The following is a 17426-nucleotide window of genomic DNA, read 5'->3' as shown; positions in this document are numbered from 1 at the left end:
GCCTCGTGGCGGCGCAGCGGACCCGGCGTCTCGTTGGCGCACGCCGGTAATGATCAACGCAGCGGCGTGGCCGACAGGCTAGCCCTCCGCAAACCGGCTCGGTCGTCCGCGGCCATGCTGTGGCAGGACCGTGACAGTGGGACGGCACTGCCAGGCGACCTGCCTCCGCGCGCCGTGCGACGCGTGGCGCTGCCCGGCCGTCGGGATCCCCGGGGCCACGCAGGCCCTGCCCGAGGCCGGTTCCGCACCGCCGAACGCGACGCCGGACCGCGGGACGCCGCACTGTCGCCCCTCCGCGACGCACCGCGGGACGCCGCGCCGCCCCCCGTCCGCGCCGCACCGCGGGACGCCGCGCCGCCGCCCCTCCAGCCGTGCAGCCGGTTCACCGACCAGCCGTGTCGGCCGGAGCTCAGCCCACGCGGGTCGGCAGCCAGGCCGGCAGGGCCTCGGTCCTGTCCAGCCAGTCCGCCGGCGGAGCCCCGGCCTCCGTCGTGGCGACCACTCCCCCGACGATCGCGCAGGTCGTGTCGACGTCCCCGCCCACCTGGGCGGTCGTCCAGAAGGCCTGCTCGAAGTCGCCGAGCGCACGGGCGGCCGACCAGAGGGCGAACGGCACCGTGTCGTGCGCACTCGTACGCCGCCCGCTGCCGAGCACCGCGGCGACCGTGCCCGCGTCGCCGTAGTCCAGCATGTCCCGCGCCCTGCGCAGCCCTGCTCCCACCGCACTGCGCGGCACGAGGGCGACGACCCCGTCCAGCAGCTCGGTGGGCGTGGGCGGCCCTGCCGGGGAGGCGGCCAGCGCCGCGGCCGCCGCGACCGCCATGCTGCCCACCACGGCCTCGCGATGCTGGTGCGTCGTGTATGAGGAGATCTCGGCCTGGTGCGTGGCCTGCTCCGGATCGTCGGCGTACCAGGCGCCGAGCGGGGCGATCCGCATTGCCGCACCATTGCCCCACGAGCCCTGGCCGTTGAACAACGCCGCGGCGAGTTCACGCCAGTCGGCGCCCTCGCGGATCAACCGGAGCATCCGGTTGACCGCAGGCCCGTAGCCGCGGTCGAAGTCATGGTGATCGGCGAAGGAACGGGCGAGCTCATCCTGGTCGATCCGGCCGTGGGAGGCGAGCACGGCCACCACGGAGCACGCCATCTCGGTGTCGTCGGTCCACTGCCAGGGACCGGACGGCAGCTCGCGCCGCTTCAGCAGCGGATAGTTCGCGGGGACGAAGAACTGGGAGCCCAGGGCATCGCCCACTGACAGCCCCCGGAGGCTGGCCAGGGCGCGGGCGAAGCGCCGGTCGACAGATTCGGGCGACTCTGAAACATCGGAGGAACCGGAGGAGCCGGAGGAGCCGGCAGCGTCGGGAGAGGCGGGAAAGGAATCAGCGGTCATCGCTCGGCCACTCTATCCGGTGGTCCCCGTACGACTCGGGGATGCACCACCGCTCGAACGGCCTGTCCAGTGTGTAGCGCCCGTCCTCACCGAGCAGCAGCATCCTGATCTCTCCGTTGTCCGGGTTGGAGAGCGACTCGAACTCGGCCACCGTCCAGTGGAACCACCGCATGCAGAACAGCCGCATGGTCAGCCCATGGGTGACTATCAGGACGTTGGGCGGGTGGTCCGGCGCCTCGAAGCTCCGGTAGAGGCTCTCCAGGAACGCCCCCACCCTGTCGTACACATCGGCCCCCGACTCGCCCTGAGGCAAGCGGTAGAAGAAGTGCCCGTAGGCGTCGCGATAGGTCTTCTGCAGCCGTACGTCGTCCCTGTCCTGCCAGTTCCCCCAGTCCTGCTCGCGCAGTCTGGGCTCCTCCCTGACCCGCACGAGCTCCGGGTCGAGGCGGAAAGCCCGGTACGTCTGATGGGTTCGGCGGTACGGCGACACATAGACGCTGACGTGTTCCCGCCCGAACGTCTCCCGCAGCCGTTCCCCGGCCTCATCGGCCTGGCGCCACCCGCGCTCGGTGAGCCGCAGGGCGTGATCGGGCACTCGCTCGTACACCGAGTCGTCGGCGTTCCCCTCCGACTCGCCGTGCCGGACAAGAACGATGCGCCGCGGTCGTGCCATATGACAAACCCTAGATCCAGAAGGGCCCGGTCGAGCAGTTGTCCGACCTTCGTCCGGCGTGTCATCCCATGGAGTGCCGCCGGCCGCGATCACGCCGTCCCGTCACACCGTCCAGGAGGGTTCGAGCCCCACGACGTCCCCTGCCAGGGCCGCGACGTCCGCCTCTGTCTGCGCGCGCAACGAGAGCCGTTCCACCCGCTCCACGCGGTATTTGCCGTGCTCCGCGGCGGACTGCCACATGGACAGCACCAGGAACTCGTTACCGGGCGCCGCGCCGAACAGTCCGCGCACCATCCCCGGCGACCCCGCCATCGCCGGGTTCCACACCTTCTCCTGCATCAGCGAGAAGTGCTCGACCTTGTGCTCGTGCACCTTGCAGTGGGCGACACGTACGACGTCGGCGTCGGTGAAGCGGGGCTCGAAGCCCGTCTTCACGTCGAAACGATGGTCGAAGAGCTTGACCTGGCTGTCCTTGAACGTGCCTGACTGTGCGGCCGCCAGCCGGTCGTGCGAACGCGCCATGAAGGAGTCGTAGAACGCACGGGTCTCCCAGAACGCGAAGACATGGGCGACATCCGGCCGCCGCCGGCTCCACCCCCCGCCCTGTCCCCGGAATCCCGGCTCACCCAGCAGCCCCGCCCACTTCCGCTGCCCCCGCTCGAACCCTCGACGGTCCACCACGGTGCAGCGAATCCACTTGACCAGCACCGCGCCATCGTACGGCCCCGAACGTGGCCCTGGTCACTCTCCGGCAGAAGGCGATACCCGTTGTCACACCCCATCGTGCGCCTCGTTCGCACATGAATTCGCAAGCCGATCAGCCCCTCGTTCCGCACAATGACCGACATGACCGCGCTGCATCTCAACCCTCTCTTCGCACGCCTGGAATCCGCCGAGCGCATCCTCGTCGCGGGCGCGGGCGGCGGTTTCGACATCTACGCCGGGCTCCCCGTAGCCCTCTCGCTGCTCCACCAGGGCAAGGAGGTCCATCTCGCCAACCTGTCCTTCAGCGCGGTCGAAGGGCTGCCACTCGAAGCCTGGCTCGCCCCGGACGTCGCGATCGTCACGCCCACCACCGCGCTGCACCAGACCTACTTCCCGGAGCGCACCCTCGCCCAGTGGCTCGACCGCCACGGCTACCCGAGCACGGTCCACGCCTTGCCACGCGTCGGAGTGCAGCCGCTGCGCGCCGCCTACCGGTCGCTGATCGAGCGGCACCGGATCGACGCGGTCGTCCTTGTCGACGGCGGCACCGACATCCTCATGCGGGGCGACGAATCGGGGCTCGGCACACCCGAGGAGGACCTGACGAGCGTTGCCGCGCTCCATGGGCTCGACGTGCCCGAACGCCTGGTCCTCTCGCTCGGCTTCGGCGTGGACGCGTACCACGGGGTGAGCCACGGCCTCGTCCTGGAGAACATCGCGGCGCTCGAGCGCGACGGCGCGTACCTGGGCAGCTTCTCGGTCTCCCGTGCGACCCGGGAGGGCGCCCTGTTCGTGGACGCGGTCGCGCACGCCCAGGAGCACACTCCTGATCACCCGAGCATCGTGAACGGCTCCATAGCTGCAGCGGTCCAGGGTGCGTTCGGAGACGTCCAGTTCACTTCGCGCACTCGCGGCAGCGAACTCTTCATCAATCCTCTGATGTCGCTCTACTTCGCCTTCGAACTGGAGGGCATCGCCCGGCGCTGCCTCTATCTGGAACAGATCGAGGAGACGCAGTTGATACGCCAGGTGAGCAGCGCCATCGCGGTCTTCCGGGAGGACGTCGCACGGCAGCGCCCGCCCCGGCGCATCCCGCACTGACCGGGCGACGGAGCGACCGAAACTGTTCGGAGTGCGTCCTCCCGAGCGTGACAACATGGGCCTTCCACAGGGGGCGTTGACGTCCGCAACGGCGTCCACGAGGAAGGGAAGCAGGGTGAGCACTCTCAGCAAAGGGCTCCGGAAGGTCCAGGTGACGCTCAAGTGGGACCCCAGCCCCATCGGCGCACCGGCCATCGACCTCGACATCGTCGCCGCGACGTACGGCGTGGACGATCCGCACGGAAAGCCCGCGTATCTGGTGCACTTCGGCAGCCGCTCCCCCGATGGCACCATCACGCTCAACAGGGACAGCCGGACGGGCCAGGGCTTCGGTGCGGACGAGGTGATGACCCTGGAACTGGACCGTCTGGCCGAGGGATACGCGCGGGTCGTGGTGGGTGTGGTCATCCAGCAGCGCGGCGGCGGGCTGACGTTCTCCGACATCAGGAACACCGGCGTACGCATATTCGAAGGCCCCGTCGAGCTGGCGAACGAGGACCTCGCGGGCGTGCCGGAGGCCTCCGCAGCGACGGTCGCGGAGTTCACCCGTGACGGCAGCGGCGCATGGCAGCTCCGTCCCGCCGTCCGAGGCTTCGCCGCAGACCCGGCCGAGTTCGCGGAGCTGATGGGCGCCACATCCTCCTGAGCGCCGGAACCGGACGGAGCGGCCGCAGCCCGTTTCGTGCCCGGTTGTCGGCCGTCCGGACGCGTACGGAGGGCGCCGACCCCAGGTCGACGCCCTCCGTGACGAGCAGATCAGCCGGCTGCGGGCAGCCGATCAGCCGCAGCCGGCTGCCGCATCAGCTGCAGCCGCTGGTCGAGCCGCAGCCCTCGCAGATGTAGCAGGAGCCGGCCCGCTGCATCTTCGTACCGCACGAGAAGCACAGCGGGGCGTCCGCGCTGATCCCGAGCTGCATCTCGACGAGCTCCGCCGAGGTGTGCGCCTGCTTCGGGGCCGGGACCTCGGCCTTCGGCGGGGCGACGGCCTTCAGGGTCTCCTGCTGGCGCGGGGCGGACTGGGCCAGGCCCTCGACGTCCACCTCGACATCGTCGACGGACTGCTCGTACGAACCGGTCTCCAGGTGACGCTGGCGCTCCTCCGCGGAGTGGATGCCGAGCGCCGAACGGGTCTCGAAGGGCAGGAAGTCCAGCGCCAGGCGGCGGAAGATGTAGTCGACGATCGACTGCGCCATCCGCACGTCCGGGTCGTCCGTCATGCCGGCCGGCTCGAAGCGCATGTTGGTGAACTTCGAGACGTACGTCTCCAGCGGCACGCCGTACTGCAGACCGACCGAGACGGCGATCGAGAAGGCGTCCATCATGCCCGCGAGGGTCGAGCCCTGCTTCGACATCTTCAGGAAGACCTCGCCGAGACCGTCGTCCGGATAGGAGTTGGCGGTCATGTAGCCCTCGGCACCGCCGACGGTGAAGGAGGTGGTGATGCCGGGACGGCCCTTCGGGAGGCGCTTGCGGACCGGACGGTACTCGACCACCTTCTCGACCGCGGTACGGATCGTCTCCTCGGCCTTCTCGGTGATCTGGGTCTTCTCCTGCTCCTTCTTCTTGGCGGAGAGGGGCTGACCGACCTTGCAGTTGTCGCGGTAGATCGCGAGCGCCTTGACGCCCATCTTCCACGCCTCGAAGTAGATCTCCTCGACCTCCTCGACGGTCGCCGACTCCGGCATGTTGACCGTCTTGGAGAGTGCGCCGGAGATCCACGGCTGGATCGCGGCCATCATGCGGACGTGGCCCATCGGGGAGATGGAGCGCTCGCCCATGGCGCAGTCGAAGACCTCGTAGTGCTCGGTCTTCAGTCCCGGGGCGTCGATCACATTGCCGTGCTCGGCGATGTGGGCGACGATCGCCTCGATCTGCTCCTGCTGGTAGCCGAGGCGGCGCAGCGCCTGCGGAACGGTGCCGTTGACGATCTGCATCGAGCCGCCGCCGACCAGCTTCTTGAACTTGACCAGCGCGAGGTCGGGCTCCAGGCCGGTGGTGTCGCAGGACATCGCGAGACCGATGGTGCCGGTCGGGGCGATGACGGACGCCTGGGCGTTACGGAAACCGTTCCTCTCGCCGAGGCGGATCACGTCCTGCCAGGCCTCCGTCGCGGCGGCCCAGATCGCCGTGTCCAGGTCGTCCATGCGGACGGCCGCGCCGTTGGCGTCGGCGTGCTGCTTCATGACGCGCTTGTGCGGCTCGGCGTTGCGGGCGTAGCCGTCGTACGGGCCGACGACCGCGGCGAGCTCGGCGGAGCGGCGGTACGAGGTGCCGGTCATCAGCGAGGTGATCGCACCGGCCAGGGCGCGGCCGCCGTCGGAGTCGTACGCGTGGCCGGTCGCCATCAGCAGGGCGCCGAGGTTGGCGTAACCGATGCCGAGCTGGCGGAAGGCGCGGGTGTTCTCGCCGATCTTCTCGGTCGGGAAGTCGGCGAAGCAGATGGAGATGTCCATCGCCGTGATGACGAGCTCGACGACCTTCTGGAAGCGCTCGACGTCGAAGGACTGGGTGCCCTCGCCGTCGTCCTTGAGGAACTTCATCAGGTTCAGCGAGGCCAGGTTGCAGGACGTGTTGTCCAGGTGCATGTACTCGCTGCACGGGTTCGAGCCGTTGATCCGGCCGGATTCGGGGCAGGTGTGCCAGTGGTTGATGGTGTCGTCGTACTGGATGCCCGGGTCGGCGCAGGCCCAGGCGGCCTCGGCCATCTTGCGGAAGAGCCCCTTGGCGTCGACCTCCTCGATGACCTCGCCGGTCATGCGGGCACGCAGGCCGAACTTGCCGCCCTCCTCGACCGCCTTCATGAACTCGTCGTTCACGCGGACCGAGTTGTTGGCGTTCTGGTACTGGACCGAGGTGATGTCCTCACCGCCGAGGTCCATGTCGAAGCCCGCGTCGCGGAGCGCGCGGATCTTCTCCTCTTCCTTGACCTTGGTCTCGATGAAGTCCTCGATGTCGGGGTGGTCGACGTCGAGGATGACCATCTTTGCGGCGCGGCGGGTCGCGCCACCCGACTTGATCGTTCCAGCGGAGGCGTCGGCACCGCGCATGAAGGAGACCGGGCCGGAGGCGTTGCCGCCGGAGGACAGCAGCTCCTTGGAGGAGCGGATGCGGGAGAGGTTCAGGCCGGCGCCGGAGCCGCCCTTGAAGATCATGCCCTCTTCCTTGTACCAGTCGAGGATCGACTCCATGGAGTCGTCGACGGACAGGATGAAGCAGGCGGAGACCTGCTGCGGCTGGGGCGTGCCGACGTTGAACCACACCGGCGAGTTGAAGCTGAAGATCTGGTGCAGGAGGGCGTACGCCAGCTCGTGCTCGAAGATCTCCGCGTCGGCGGGCGAGGCGAAGTAGTTGTAGTCCTCACCGGCCTTGCGGTACGTCTTCACGATGCGGTCGATGAGCTGCTTGAGGCTCACCTCGCGCTGCGGGGTGCCCACGGCACCGCGGAAGTACTTGCTGGTAACGATGTTGACCGCGTTCACCGACCAGAAGTCGGGGAACTCGACGCCACGCTGCTCGAAGTTGATCGAGCCGTCACGCCAGTTGGTCATGACGACGTCGCGGCGCTCCCAGACGACCTCGTCGTACGGATGTACGCCGGGGGTGGTGTGGACGCGCTCGATTCGCAGGCCCTGCCGGGCTGCTGCGGCCTTGGACCCCTTGGCTCGGGAGCCTCGTGCCGGGCCGCTCGTCGTCTCTGTCATGCCGCCTCCCATATACGGGCAAAAACGCCCTGAAGTGCCCAGATCTTCCCGTGGCACGGTTTTGTCTGTCGCCCCGGACGCCGCGCACGGCGCCCGTGACTGGTCCTTTTGCCGCTCTGCGGCCGATCGCCGGGCCCCTCACGGGGCCGGCCGGTCAGTCGGCGGCGGTGGCGGGCACGGGGACCTCGGAGGTCGCACCGGACCCGCCCTCTTGTGCGGGAGGCCGCTGCCCGCGGAGCTCCGCGATGGCGGCCTCGAAGTCTTCGAGCGAATCGAACGCTCGGTACACGGACGCGAAGCGCAGGTACGCGACGACGTCGAGTTCCTGCAACGGGCCGAGTATGGCCAGCCCCACGTCGTGGGTGGTCAGCTCGGCGCTGCCGGTGGCGCGCACCGCTTCCTCGACCCGCTGGCCGAGCTGAGCGAGGGCGTCCTCGGTGACCGGCCGTCCCTGGCATGCCTTCCGCACGCCGGTGATGACCTTGGTACGGCTGAAGGGTTCGGTCACCCCGCTGCGCTTGATCACCATCAGCGAGGCGGTCTCCACCGTCGTGAAACGACGGGAGCAGTCAGGGCACTGGCGGCGACGCCGGATCGACGTTCCGTCATCGGTGGTCCGACTGTCGACGACACGGCTGTCCGGGTGCCTGCAGAAGGGGCAGTACATGGCTTCCCAACCCTCCTTCACAGCACGACTGAATAGCCCCGGGAGGACCAGTCGGACCCCCTCGAAGCAGCCACAAGCATAGGCGATGGCCGCGGGCTCGATGACCGGGGACCACAACTTCTGGGTGGCTGCCACAATCCAACCACTAGATCTGGGGTTTGGTCGCCTTCCATGCCCCAACGCGTGTCGCACGGAGCCGCACGGGACCGGGGCGGAGCACCGGGCGGAAGCGACCGGCCACGAGGGTACGAGAAACGCCGCGCTCCCTCGATTCCGGCCCCCCGGATGACACACTGGAGACACACCCACGGGTACCCCCCATGGCTTCACGCCCGGCGGCGAAGACTACCGTCGTAGCCTGGGCCGCCGGCGTGGCGGCCGGCACGGCCGAACCCGCTCATACACCCGGCCACAAGCACACGTCAGGCGATCCGTGATTTTTCACTCGAACGTGTGTTTGGCGCAACCTTTCGAAAGCAACTACCGTTGTCCAGCTAGGGAGACCATCTCGAGAGGGGCCGACGTGACCACCACCGCAGACAGTGCCACCATCACTGCCCATGACCGCTCCCAGAACCGATTCGAGCCGGTGCATGCCATGAATGACGCAGCCACGACCCCGGAGGGGCCCAAGCCCACGCGCTCGCTGCCCGGCCGACCTCCAGGGATCCGTGCGGACAGCTCGGGGCTCACGGACCGGCAGCGGAGGGTCATCGAGGTCATTCGCGACTCCGTGCAGCGTCGGGGATACCCGCCGTCCATGCGTGAGATCGGTCAGGCGGTGGGCCTGTCCAGCACGTCGTCCGTCGCCCACCAGCTCATGGCTCTGGAGCGCAAGGGCTTCCTGCGCCGCGACCCGCACCGGCCGCGTGCGTACGAGGTGCGTGGCTCCGACCAGCCGAGCACACAGCCGACGGACACCACCGGCAAGCCCGCCGCGTCGTACGTGCCGCTGGTCGGCCGCATCGCCGCCGGTGGCCCGATCCTCGCGGAGGAGTCGGTCGAGGACGTCTTTCCCCTTCCCCGCCAACTGGTCGGCGACGGTGAGCTCTTCGTGCTGAAGGTCGTCGGTGACTCGATGATCGAGGCCGCGATCTGCGACGGCGACTGGGTGACGGTCCGCCGCCAGCCGGTCGCGGAGAACGGTGACATCGTCGCGGCCATGCTGGACGGAGAGGCCACGGTCAAGCGCTTCAAGCGGGAGGACGGCCACGTCTGGCTGCTCCCCCACAACGCTGCCTACCAGCCGATCCCCGGCGACGAGGCGACGATCCTCGGCAAGGTGGTGGCGGTGCTCCGGCGGGTGTGACGACACCTCGTCGGCTCTGACTGGGCCCCGGGAACCACTGCGCCGGTCCCGGGGCCCAGCTGTGTCCGGGGGCAGCCGTGTCCTGGGCCCAGTGGTATCCGGGGCCGCGTCGTGTTCCGGCGCCGGACAGGCCCGTGTCCCGGCTACATGCCGTCCTTCTTCGCCGCGGCGTCGATCGCGGCCAGCGAGCGGCGCACCTGGTTACGGTCCGTGGTGTACCAGAAGTCGGGCAGTGACGCCTTCAGGTAGTTGCCGTAGCGGGCCGTGGCCAGCCGCGGGTCCAGTACGGCCACCACACCACGGTCCCCCGTCGCCCGTACGAGACGGCCCGCGCCCTGCGCCATCAGCAGCGCCGCATGCGTGGCCGCGACGGCCATGAAGCCATTGCCTCCGGCCTCCTCCACCGCCTTCTGACGCGCGCTCATCAGCGGGTCGTCGGGGCGTGGGAACGGAATCTTGTCCATGACGACCAGTTGGCAGCTGGGGCCCGGGACATCCACGCCCTGCCAGAGCGAGAGCGTGCCGAACAGACAGGTCTCCGGGTCGGCCGCGAAGTTCTTGATCAGCTCACCGAGTGTCTCCTCGCCCTGGAGCAGGACAGGGAACTCCGGGATACGGGAACGCAGCCCCTCCGCCGCGAGCTGAGCGGCTCGCATCGAGGAGAACAGTCCGAGCGTGCGCCCACCCGCCGCCTGGATCAGCTCGGTCAGCTCGTCGAGCATGTCACCGCGATCGCCGTCGCGCGCGGGGCGCGTCAGATGCTTGGCGACGTAGAGGATCCCCTGCTTCGGATAGTCGAAGGGCGAGCCGACGTCGATGCCCTTCCATACGGGCACGTCCTCGCCTTCCGTGCCCTCCGGGGCCAGCCCGAGCGACGCGCCCACACCGTTGAAGTCGCCGCCCAGCCTGAGCGTCGCCGAGGTGAGAACCACCGAGCGGTCGGCGAAGAGCTTCTCGCGAAGCAGCCCCGAGACCGAGAGCGGCGCGACGCGCAAGGACGCCCCGAAGCGGTCATGGCGCTCGTACCAGACGACGTCGTACTCGGAACCGTTGGTGATCCGCTCGGCGACGTCATGGATGGACTCGACCGACGCCAGGGCCTGCTTGCGCACGGCGTCCTCGTCCTGGACGGACTTGTCACGGGTGGAGCCGAGGGCGGAGATGACCGTACGGGCGGCGTCACGCAACGCCATCAGCCCGTATCCCAGGTCCTCCGGGATCTCCTCCAGACGGCCGGGGAGGGCGAGCTCCATCAACCGCTCGAAGCCCTCGGCCGCCGTCTGCAGCTGGTCGGCCGCCTTCTCGTTCACCAGTTTGGCGGCGCGGCGCACGGCGCGATTGACCTGGCCGGGGGTGAGCTCGCCCGTGGCGACGCCGGTGACCCGGGAGACCAGCTCATGGGCCTCGTCGACGATCAGCACCTCGTGCTGCGGCAGTACCGGAGCGCCCTCGATCGCGTCGATGGCGAGCAGGGCGTGGTTCGTGACCACGACGTCGGAGAGCTTGGCGCGCTCCCTGGCCATCTCGGCGAAGCACTCCGCCCCGTACGCACACTTGCTGGCGCCCAGGCACTCCCGGGACGACACGGAGACCTGGGACCAGGCGCGGTCGGAGACGCCGGGGGTGAGGTCGTCGCGGTCGCCGGTCTCCGTCTCGTCCGCCCAGTCCCGCATACGGAGCAGGTCCTGGCCCAGCTTGCTGGTGGGCGCGGCGGCCTCGAACTGGTCGAAGAGGCCGTCCTCCTCTTCCTGCGGAACGCCCTCGTGCAGGCGGTGGAGACAGAGATAGTTCGACCGCCCCTTGAGCATGGCGAACTGCGGGCTGCGGCGCAGCAGCGGATGCAGCGCCTCCACCGTCCGTGGAAGGTCGCGCTCCACCAGCTGGCGCTGCAGCGCCAGCGTCGCCGTGGCCACGACGACACGCTCCCCGTGGGCCAGGGCAGGGACCAGATAGCCGAGGGACTTTCCGGTGCCCGTGCCGGCCTGGACGAGCAGGTGGGAGCCGTCGTCGATGGCAGCGGCGACGGACTCGGCCATGGAGACCTGGCCAGGCCGCTCCACCCCGCCGACGGATGTGACGGCGGCGTGGAGGAGGTCGGGGAGGGATGGCTTCGTCATAGGCCGTCCACCCTAATCCGTCGCTCTGACAGTCCCGGACGTCACGAGATCTTGTTACGGCCTGTTCGAGCCGCGGTGCGGTCCGCCGCGGTCGGATGCTCGGCGCTACTTGACGCGGATGACGACGGTGCTGCACACCTTGTCGGCGAAGGTCTGCTTCTTGTCGTCCCACAGCGGCCACAGCCAGCCGAGGTAGCAAGCGAGGCTGTCCAGGAAGTGGGCGAGCTTGCGGACGAGGGCCATGCCGAAGCCGAGGGTGCTGCCGTCCCTCTCCCGGTGGAGGCTGATCCCGAGGACCCTCTTGCCGATCGTCTGGCCGGTGCTGCCTTCCCTGTAGAGCTGGAAGATGGCCATGCCGAGGGCGTACAGCATGCCGATGATGCCGAGGACCCGGGGGCTGGACGGATCGTCGCTGGTGGCGAGGTCGACGAAGGCGAGGGCGTACATGGGGCCGGCGATGATCAGGACATCGAGCAGGTACGCGCCGACGCGCAGGCCCCAGTGGGCCAGCGGTGGCACACCGGCTCCGGGCATGCCCGGCATGCCCGCCGGCGGGTGGGCGCCGTAGGGGTACGGCTGCTGCTGCGGGTAGCTGTACTGCTGGGGGGAGCCGTACTGCTGCTGTGGCTGGCCGTACTGCTGCGGCACGCCCTGCGGGGCTTGCTGCGGGTAGCCGTAAGGGGGCTGGTCCTGCGAAGGCTGCCGGCTGTAAGGGTTGTTCGGGTCGCCGAAGCTCATGGCGAATTCCCTCCGTCGGTGATTCGGGGACAAGGGCGGTCCGGGCGGAGGGACTTCACATTGCGTGCGGTTTGCTCCCCCAACAGTGCCGCGCTGCTGCGCGGATCATCGTCGTAGGCCGGAGGCCCTTTGTCCAGCCGGACATGTGGGGCGGAAGGTGCAGTCGAGCCCAGGACCGTCGCAGGTGCGAACGTCGGTCACCAGCGGCCAGGCACTCGTCTCAGCCCGCTGCGAGCGGGTTGGGGACCGCGCCGTGGACCGCGGCGTGCGGGCGCTCGGCGCGGTCGCGGTATCCGTCGAGGTGGAGTCGGTTGCGGTTGAGGCAGAGCCGCTCGATACGCGGAGTGAGCAGGTCGAACGTCTCGTACCGGTCCTTGAGTTCGGGAAAGCGCGACTGGTGGAGGATGATCTCCGCTCGCACGAGAGACCAGAAGTCGCCCTCCGCCACGCCGAGTTGCTCCTCGCACAGCGGGGCGAGGAAGCGGAAGACGCCGACGAAGAGGCCGGCGTGGATGAACTGGGTGAGGAAGGCGGGCTCCTCGGTGAGCAGGACCGCCCGCACGTCGTCCGGCATCGTCTCGTGCTCCGGCAGCGGCTGGGCGCTGATGTTCACATCGTCGACGAAGTCCTTGATGGCGAGCCGTACCGGCACGTCGTGGTCGTCGAAGACGACGATGGCGTTTTCCCCGTGAGGGGAGAACACGGTGCCGTAGCGGTAGAGGAAGTGCAGCAGAGGCGGCAGCAACGCGGCGAAGAGGTGCCGCAGCCATGCGGTCGCGGCGAGTCCCGAGCGCTCGACCAGCTCGGCGGTGAAGGCACGCCCCTCCGGGTCGGTGTGCAGGAGCGAGGCGAGGGTGCGCGCCCGCTCGCCGGGAAGCAGCCGCAGTGGTTCGCGCCAGATGGCGCCGAGGAGCTCCTTGTACTGGTAGGGGACCTCGGGCAGCCGGTCGTAGTGCGGGTGCTCGACCGTGACGGAGGCGACCTCGCCCAGCAGGATGACGCCGCACTCCTCGTGGAGGAAGGGGTCGGCGTCGCGCAGGCCGTGCACCCAGGCGGTGACGGCCGGAGCCGCGAGGGTCCGTTCGGTGGGCAGGCCGCGCCAGACGAGGGTGTTGAGGACGGAGAGCGGCAGCTTGACGGTGTGCCGGTCGCGCCGGCTGACGTTGAGAAAGGTGCGGACGGACTGCTGGGGCAGCCGGAGATCGTCGTCCGGAGTGGTCAGCGGGACGATGTCGCCCTGAGCGACGGAGGCCCCGTAGAGGGGCAACAGCACCTGGTCCCACTGCCAGGGGTGCACGGGGAGCAGCAGGTAGCTCTCGGGGTCGAGGCCGCGGGACCGGAGTTCGGCCGCGTGGGTTTCGCGTACGCCGTCGTCGAGTTCCCGGGCGTAGAGAAGGTCGGGGGTGGCGAGCTTGGGGACTCCGCGGTACGTCGCGAGGGAGGTGCTGACGGCGATCCAGGGCAGCCGGGCCGGCGTGCGCGCCTCCGGGGCCCAGCGGGCGGTGTCGCCGGCGGAGAAACCGATGCGGCCCTTGTTGAGGACGAGCCACGGGTGGCCGGTCTGATGGCCTTCGAGTGCGGCGTAGTCCAGGTCGGCGAGCCGGGCTGCGGGCAGTGCGGTGAAGTCGAGCCTGCAGTCGGCCGCGAGTGTCGTGCTCAGTTCGCGGAGGAGATGGCCGAGGGTGGCTCCGTCGAGGGCGAGGAGGCGGCGGGCCCCGACGAGGAACCGGAGTGGATCGGTGAAGGGCTCTCCGCCTCGTTCGATCGAGTCGGGTGCGACGCGCCAGCTGCCGTACGCGCCGCGCCGGGCCCGGAAGGCAAGGGTCTCGCCGTCGTCGAGGCGGAGGGCGTACCGGTCGCCGCAGCCCTTGCCGCCGCCGCTGTGCGGGAGCGGCTCGACGAGCTCTTCGTACGCGAACTCACCGATCATCTTGGCGAGGAGGCGACGCCCTGCGCGACGCCACGTCTCCGGGTTCAGTTCGGGCGGGGCGAGAAGGGCGGGCGGCTCGTCGGAGTCTGGGGCGGCAGGGGGCTTCGGCACGGGGACTCCTCGAGTGGAACCGATGCGGGGCGAGCGGTGTATGTAGATCAGCGGGTCTTTCACAGCAGCTTGCCCAGCGCTCGGTCGCGGACCATCAGGGCGGCTCGCTTGTCGGGGAGGTCGACTTCCGCGGAGAAGCGGAAGCCGGCGCTCAGGAAGGCGGACACGGAGGGGGTGTTGCGCAGGTCGGGTTCTGCGATGACGCGCGCACAGCGCGGGCGGTTGTCGAGGACGAGATCGGCGACGGCGAGGAGCAGTGCGGTGCCGACGCCACGGCCGCGGTCGGCGACACCGCCGATGAGGATGTGGACACCGGTGTCATGAGGTCGGGCCGGATAGTGGCGGGCGAGCGGATCGAGATCGGCGCGATAGATCTCGAAATAGCTCATGGGTGTGCCGTCGAGGACGCCGAGGCAGGGGATGCTGCGGCCGTCGCCGTCCAGCTGGGGGCGGAGGTGTGCGTCGGTGGCCGACTCGGGTCCGGCCAGTTCCCAGAAGGCGGCGACGGCGGGGTCGTTCATCCAGCGGCTGATCAGCTGGAGGTCGCGCTCGATACGGACGGGGAGGAGCTGGAAGGAGCCGAAGGGTGTGGCGGCCGTGCCCCATGCGGCGAGGGAGTCGAGGAGGTCCTCGCCGTCGAGCACCGCACCGACGGCATCGGCGGCGGTCCGCTCCACCTGGGCCTGGAATCCGTCGTCCGACTCGTCCTGTCCGAACAGCGCGAGGAGGTCGTCGGGCAGCCGAAGGTCCAGCGTGTCCTCGGTGCTCTCCGCCGAGGGGGAGGCGGGAGACGGTCCGCTGTCGGTGCTCGAGTCGGTGGGAGGCATGGAAGGGCGCTCTCCTCTCAGCGGTTCGGAATCGGTCGATGTCGTTCAGGAATGAAGGGGGTTGGTGATCGTGACGTAGACGGACTGGGTGTCCACGGGGCCCACGAGTTCGTCGAGGCCGTGGAGCCGGGTGAGCAGATTGGCCTTGCAGCGCAGGGTCGGAGTCCCGAGCAGCTGCTCCGGCAGGGGTGAGCCCAGCGCGGCAGAGGAGGCGAGGAACTGGCGGAAGGCGGCGATGAGTACGCGCTCGTCCGCGAGCCGCTGGGCTCCGAAGGCCCCGATGAGGCCGAGGACGTTGTTGATGCCGAGGTAGTAGGCGAAGCGCTCGTCCGTGACCGCGTCCGGGACGAACGTGTCGCTTGCGCTGCCGATGCCGGGGAGCCTGCGTTCGAGAGCCGCGCGGTGGGACTCGCGGAAGTAGTAGCCCTGGTTGTCGCGGTAGCGGCCGCCGACCGGCCAGCCGTCGGGGCTGAGGATCACCAGCGTGTTCTGCTGGTGCGCTTCGAGGGCGACTCCGGCCGTGGCGTCCAGCCACAGCACCGGGCGCACCACCTGGTCGAGGTAGCGCAGGAACCACTCGGCGGCGACGGCACCCCTGGGCCGGCCTGTGCGGACCGACAGCCGGTCCACGATGTCGGCGAGGCGCGAGTGCATCCCGGGCCGCCCCGGCCAGGGCCGGGGCGAGGTGAGACCGGCGATGCAGACGGCGTCGTCCCCGGGGCCGAAGGGGTTGTGGCGCAGCATGACGTCGAGCCCCGGCACGGCCGGACCCTCGGGCGCGTCGACGGCGAGCCAGGCGGGGTCACGGACGATGTCGAAACCGGGATGGGCCGCGCGCCACTGGTCGGCCAGTCCGCTGCGGAGCAGACGGTGGACCTCCACGCCGCGGTGGAGTTCCTTGCGGAGGTTTTCCCTGCGGGAGTTGGTGATGCGTACGCCGAGAGAGAGCTTGAGCATGGCGGGGGCGCCGGGCCGGTGGACGGTGCGGACCGATGAGGTGGGGTGCCAGGGGGCACCGCTGGGGCCGAGATCGTGGAGCAGGCCGGCGTCGAGCAGTCGGGCGACGGCGGGGCGGTGGCCGAGTTCGCGGGCCTGCCACGGGTGGAGCGGCAACGGCACGCTGTCGGGCGGGAGTCGGAGGTCGTCGGCCAGGCGGTGGATGAGGCGCTCGGCGGGGACTGCGCGACCGTCCTCCGTCCAGGCCGAGTCCGTTGCCAGGACGCTCCGGTCGACGGCCATCCAGTGGAGCGGAAAGGAGCCGTACAACTCGGGTGAGTAGAGGTGTACCTCGGCCTCGGAGAGTCCTTCCCGGCTCTTGGGCGTGGGATGGAGCGGGTGTCCGAGGATCAGCGACTGTTCGGCGGTGAGGAACATGTCGGCATCGGGGCGCGGGCCGGGGCGCTGCCGTCGGTCGGCGATGAAGCCGGCGGTCCGGCGGAGCGAGTCGGCGACTCTGCCGACGAGATCGGCCCCCTCGGAGAGCCGCCCGCGGCCGGGCTCCTCACGGCCGAACGGGGGCCGGTCGAGCTCAGGGCGGGCCAGTTCGGCCCTGGCGGTGTCGGGGAGGGCAGGTGACCGGCCGGTGCTGCCCGGCTCACGGGTGAGCAGGGTGGCGACGGTGACCGCGTCGGCCCGCGGGGCATCGTGGGGAGCGCCTTCGAGGGCGGGCGCGCCGAAGCGGTGCCAGCCGGTGGCAGACCAGTAGAGAACGGGAACAAGGAGGGCGGTGCCGCTGGCATCGAGCGGAATGCGCAGGGTGCGGCAGTCGGGCCGGGGAAGGTCGTTCTCGCGGACCCAGCAGCGCAGCAGGCTCTCCACCGCGGCAGCGTCCCCCGCTACGTGCGGGTCGGGATGGTCGAGCGGATCGGACGTCCCGGCACCGGTCCGGGCCGGGGCCGAGGCCGACGCGCGCGTCGTCGCCGACATCGGCTCCGCCCCCGACGCGGCGGGGGCGGAGGCAGGGGCGCCCAGGACGGAAGCCGGGGCGGTCCGCCCGCCGGGGGACCCCGACAGCTGTCGCGGCACCGTCGCCTGCTCGACCGTGAGGGGGCCGCGCGTGCCGCTCTCCGCTCCGGGGTGGGCGGTGGGGCGGCCGTCGTGCTCGGGGGCGTCGGGTGCGGGATTGGGGTTCACGGGGGACTTCCTTGCGATGTCGTC

Annotated in this window: 13 protein-coding genes; 3 read left to right on the top strand and 10 right to left on the bottom strand. The window is 70.0% G+C overall.

The window, feature by feature from the left end; genetic code table 11:
• Positions 1–409: 409 nt before the first annotated feature.
• The 3 genes from ACWCP0_RS24435 to ACWCP0_RS24425 form a co-directional block, all read right to left on the bottom strand.
• Positions 410–1390, bottom strand: coding sequence for an ADP-ribosylglycohydrolase family protein (locus ACWCP0_RS24435; protein WP_451080925.1), 981 nt, complete (start codon positions 1388–1390; stop codon positions 410–412).
• Complete coding sequence (locus tag ACWCP0_RS24430; protein ID WP_451080924.1) at positions 1380–2063, bottom strand: histidine phosphatase family protein; 684 nt, start codon at positions 2061–2063, stop codon at positions 1380–1382. The genes ACWCP0_RS24435 and ACWCP0_RS24430 overlap by 11 nt, the downstream gene beginning before the upstream one ends.
• A gap of 102 nt (positions 2064–2165) precedes the next feature.
• Positions 2166–2771 carry a YdbC family protein gene (locus tag ACWCP0_RS24425; RefSeq protein ID WP_451080923.1) on the bottom strand — a complete coding sequence of 202 codons (606 nt, stop codon included), beginning with the start codon at positions 2769–2771 and terminating at the stop codon, positions 2166–2168.
• Positions 2772–2909: 138 nt separating this feature from the next.
• Here ACWCP0_RS24425 and ACWCP0_RS24420 point away from each other — a divergent pair, with 138 nt between their 5' ends.
• Positions 2910–3869 (top strand): DUF1152 domain-containing protein, encoded by a 960-nt coding sequence (locus tag ACWCP0_RS24420; protein WP_451080922.1) that lies wholly within the window; start codon positions 2910–2912, stop codon positions 3867–3869.
• Between the two features lie 115 nt (positions 3870–3984).
• On the top strand, positions 3985–4515 hold the full coding sequence (locus ACWCP0_RS24415; RefSeq protein WP_451080921.1) for a TerD family protein: 531 nt from the start codon (positions 3985–3987) through the stop codon (positions 4513–4515).
• Between the two features lie 154 nt (positions 4516–4669).
• Here ACWCP0_RS24415 and ACWCP0_RS24410 read toward each other — a convergent pair whose 3' ends face one another.
• Positions 4670–7570 carry a vitamin B12-dependent ribonucleotide reductase gene (locus tag ACWCP0_RS24410; RefSeq protein ID WP_451080920.1) on the bottom strand — a complete coding sequence of 967 codons (2901 nt, stop codon included), beginning with the start codon at positions 7568–7570 and terminating at the stop codon, positions 4670–4672.
• Positions 7571–7724: 154 nt separating this feature from the next.
• The gene (gene nrdR, locus ACWCP0_RS24405) at positions 7725–8237 is read right to left on the bottom strand and encodes a transcriptional regulator NrdR (RefSeq protein ID WP_451080919.1); all 513 of its coding nucleotides are present in this window, start codon (positions 8235–8237) and stop codon (positions 7725–7727) included.
• 523 nt (positions 8238–8760) lie between these two features.
• On the opposite strand from nrdR, the gene lexA reads away from it, so the two are divergent.
• Complete coding sequence (lexA, locus tag ACWCP0_RS24400) at positions 8761–9546, top strand: transcriptional repressor LexA (RefSeq protein ID WP_351229253.1); 786 nt, start codon at positions 8761–8763, stop codon at positions 9544–9546.
• A 143-nt stretch (positions 9547–9689) separates the two neighbouring features.
• Here lexA and ACWCP0_RS24395 read toward each other — a convergent pair whose 3' ends face one another.
• From ACWCP0_RS24395 to ACWCP0_RS24375, 5 genes are all read right to left on the bottom strand, one after another.
• A complete protein-coding gene (locus ACWCP0_RS24395; RefSeq protein WP_451080918.1) occupies positions 9690–11663 on the bottom strand; it encodes an ATP-dependent DNA helicase in 1974 nt (657 codons plus the stop codon).
• A gap of 105 nt (positions 11664–11768) precedes the next feature.
• Positions 11769–12401 (bottom strand): RDD family protein, encoded by a 633-nt coding sequence (locus ACWCP0_RS24390; protein WP_451080917.1) that lies wholly within the window; start codon positions 12399–12401, stop codon positions 11769–11771.
• 220 nt (positions 12402–12621) lie between these two features.
• Positions 12622–14442: an IucA/IucC family protein gene (locus ACWCP0_RS24385; protein WP_451080916.1), complete on the bottom strand. Its 1821-nt coding sequence runs from the start codon at positions 14440–14442 to the stop codon at positions 12622–12624.
• Between the two features lie 59 nt (positions 14443–14501).
• Positions 14502–15269 carry a GNAT family N-acetyltransferase gene (locus tag ACWCP0_RS24380; protein WP_451080915.1) on the bottom strand — a complete coding sequence of 256 codons (768 nt, stop codon included), beginning with the start codon at positions 15267–15269 and terminating at the stop codon, positions 14502–14504.
• A 45-nt stretch (positions 15270–15314) separates the two neighbouring features.
• Positions 15315–17402: an IucA/IucC family protein gene (locus tag ACWCP0_RS24375; protein WP_451080914.1), complete on the bottom strand. Its 2088-nt coding sequence runs from the start codon at positions 17400–17402 to the stop codon at positions 15315–15317.
• Positions 17403–17426 lie beyond the last annotated feature (24 nt).

The sequence above is a fragment of the Streptomyces sp. NPDC001970 genome (genome assembly GCF_053594115.1).
Note: the sequence above shows the minus strand (reverse complement) of the source record. Positions and strands in the feature narration are given on the sequence as shown.

Excerpts from the sequence above, each read along its gene's own strand:
- ACWCP0_RS24390 (WP_451080917.1), bottom strand. The coding sequence starts at position 12,401 with ATGAGCTTCGGCGACCCGAACAACCCTTACAGCCGGCAGCCTTCGCAG.
- ACWCP0_RS24430 (WP_451080924.1), bottom strand. The coding sequence starts at position 2,063 with ATGGCACGACCGCGGCGCATCGTTCTTGTCCGGCACGGCGAGTCGGAG.
- ACWCP0_RS24395 (WP_451080918.1), bottom strand. The coding sequence starts at position 11,663 with ATGACGAAGCCATCCCTCCCCGACCTCCTCCACGCCGCCGTCACATCC.
- ACWCP0_RS24420 (WP_451080922.1), top strand. The coding sequence starts at position 2,910 with ATGACCGCGCTGCATCTCAACCCTCTCTTCGCACGCCTGGAATCCGCC.
- ACWCP0_RS24410 (WP_451080920.1), bottom strand. The coding sequence starts at position 7,570 with ATGACAGAGACGACGAGCGGCCCGGCACGAGGCTCCCGAGCCAAGGGG.
- ACWCP0_RS24435 (WP_451080925.1), bottom strand. The coding sequence starts at position 1,390 with ATGACCGCTGATTCCTTTCCCGCCTCTCCCGACGCTGCCGGCTCCTCC.
- ACWCP0_RS24380 (WP_451080915.1), bottom strand. The coding sequence starts at position 15,269 with ATGCCTCCCACCGACTCGAGCACCGACAGCGGACCGTCTCCCGCCTCC.
- nrdR (WP_451080919.1), bottom strand. The coding sequence starts at position 8,237 with ATGTACTGCCCCTTCTGCAGGCACCCGGACAGCCGTGTCGTCGACAGT.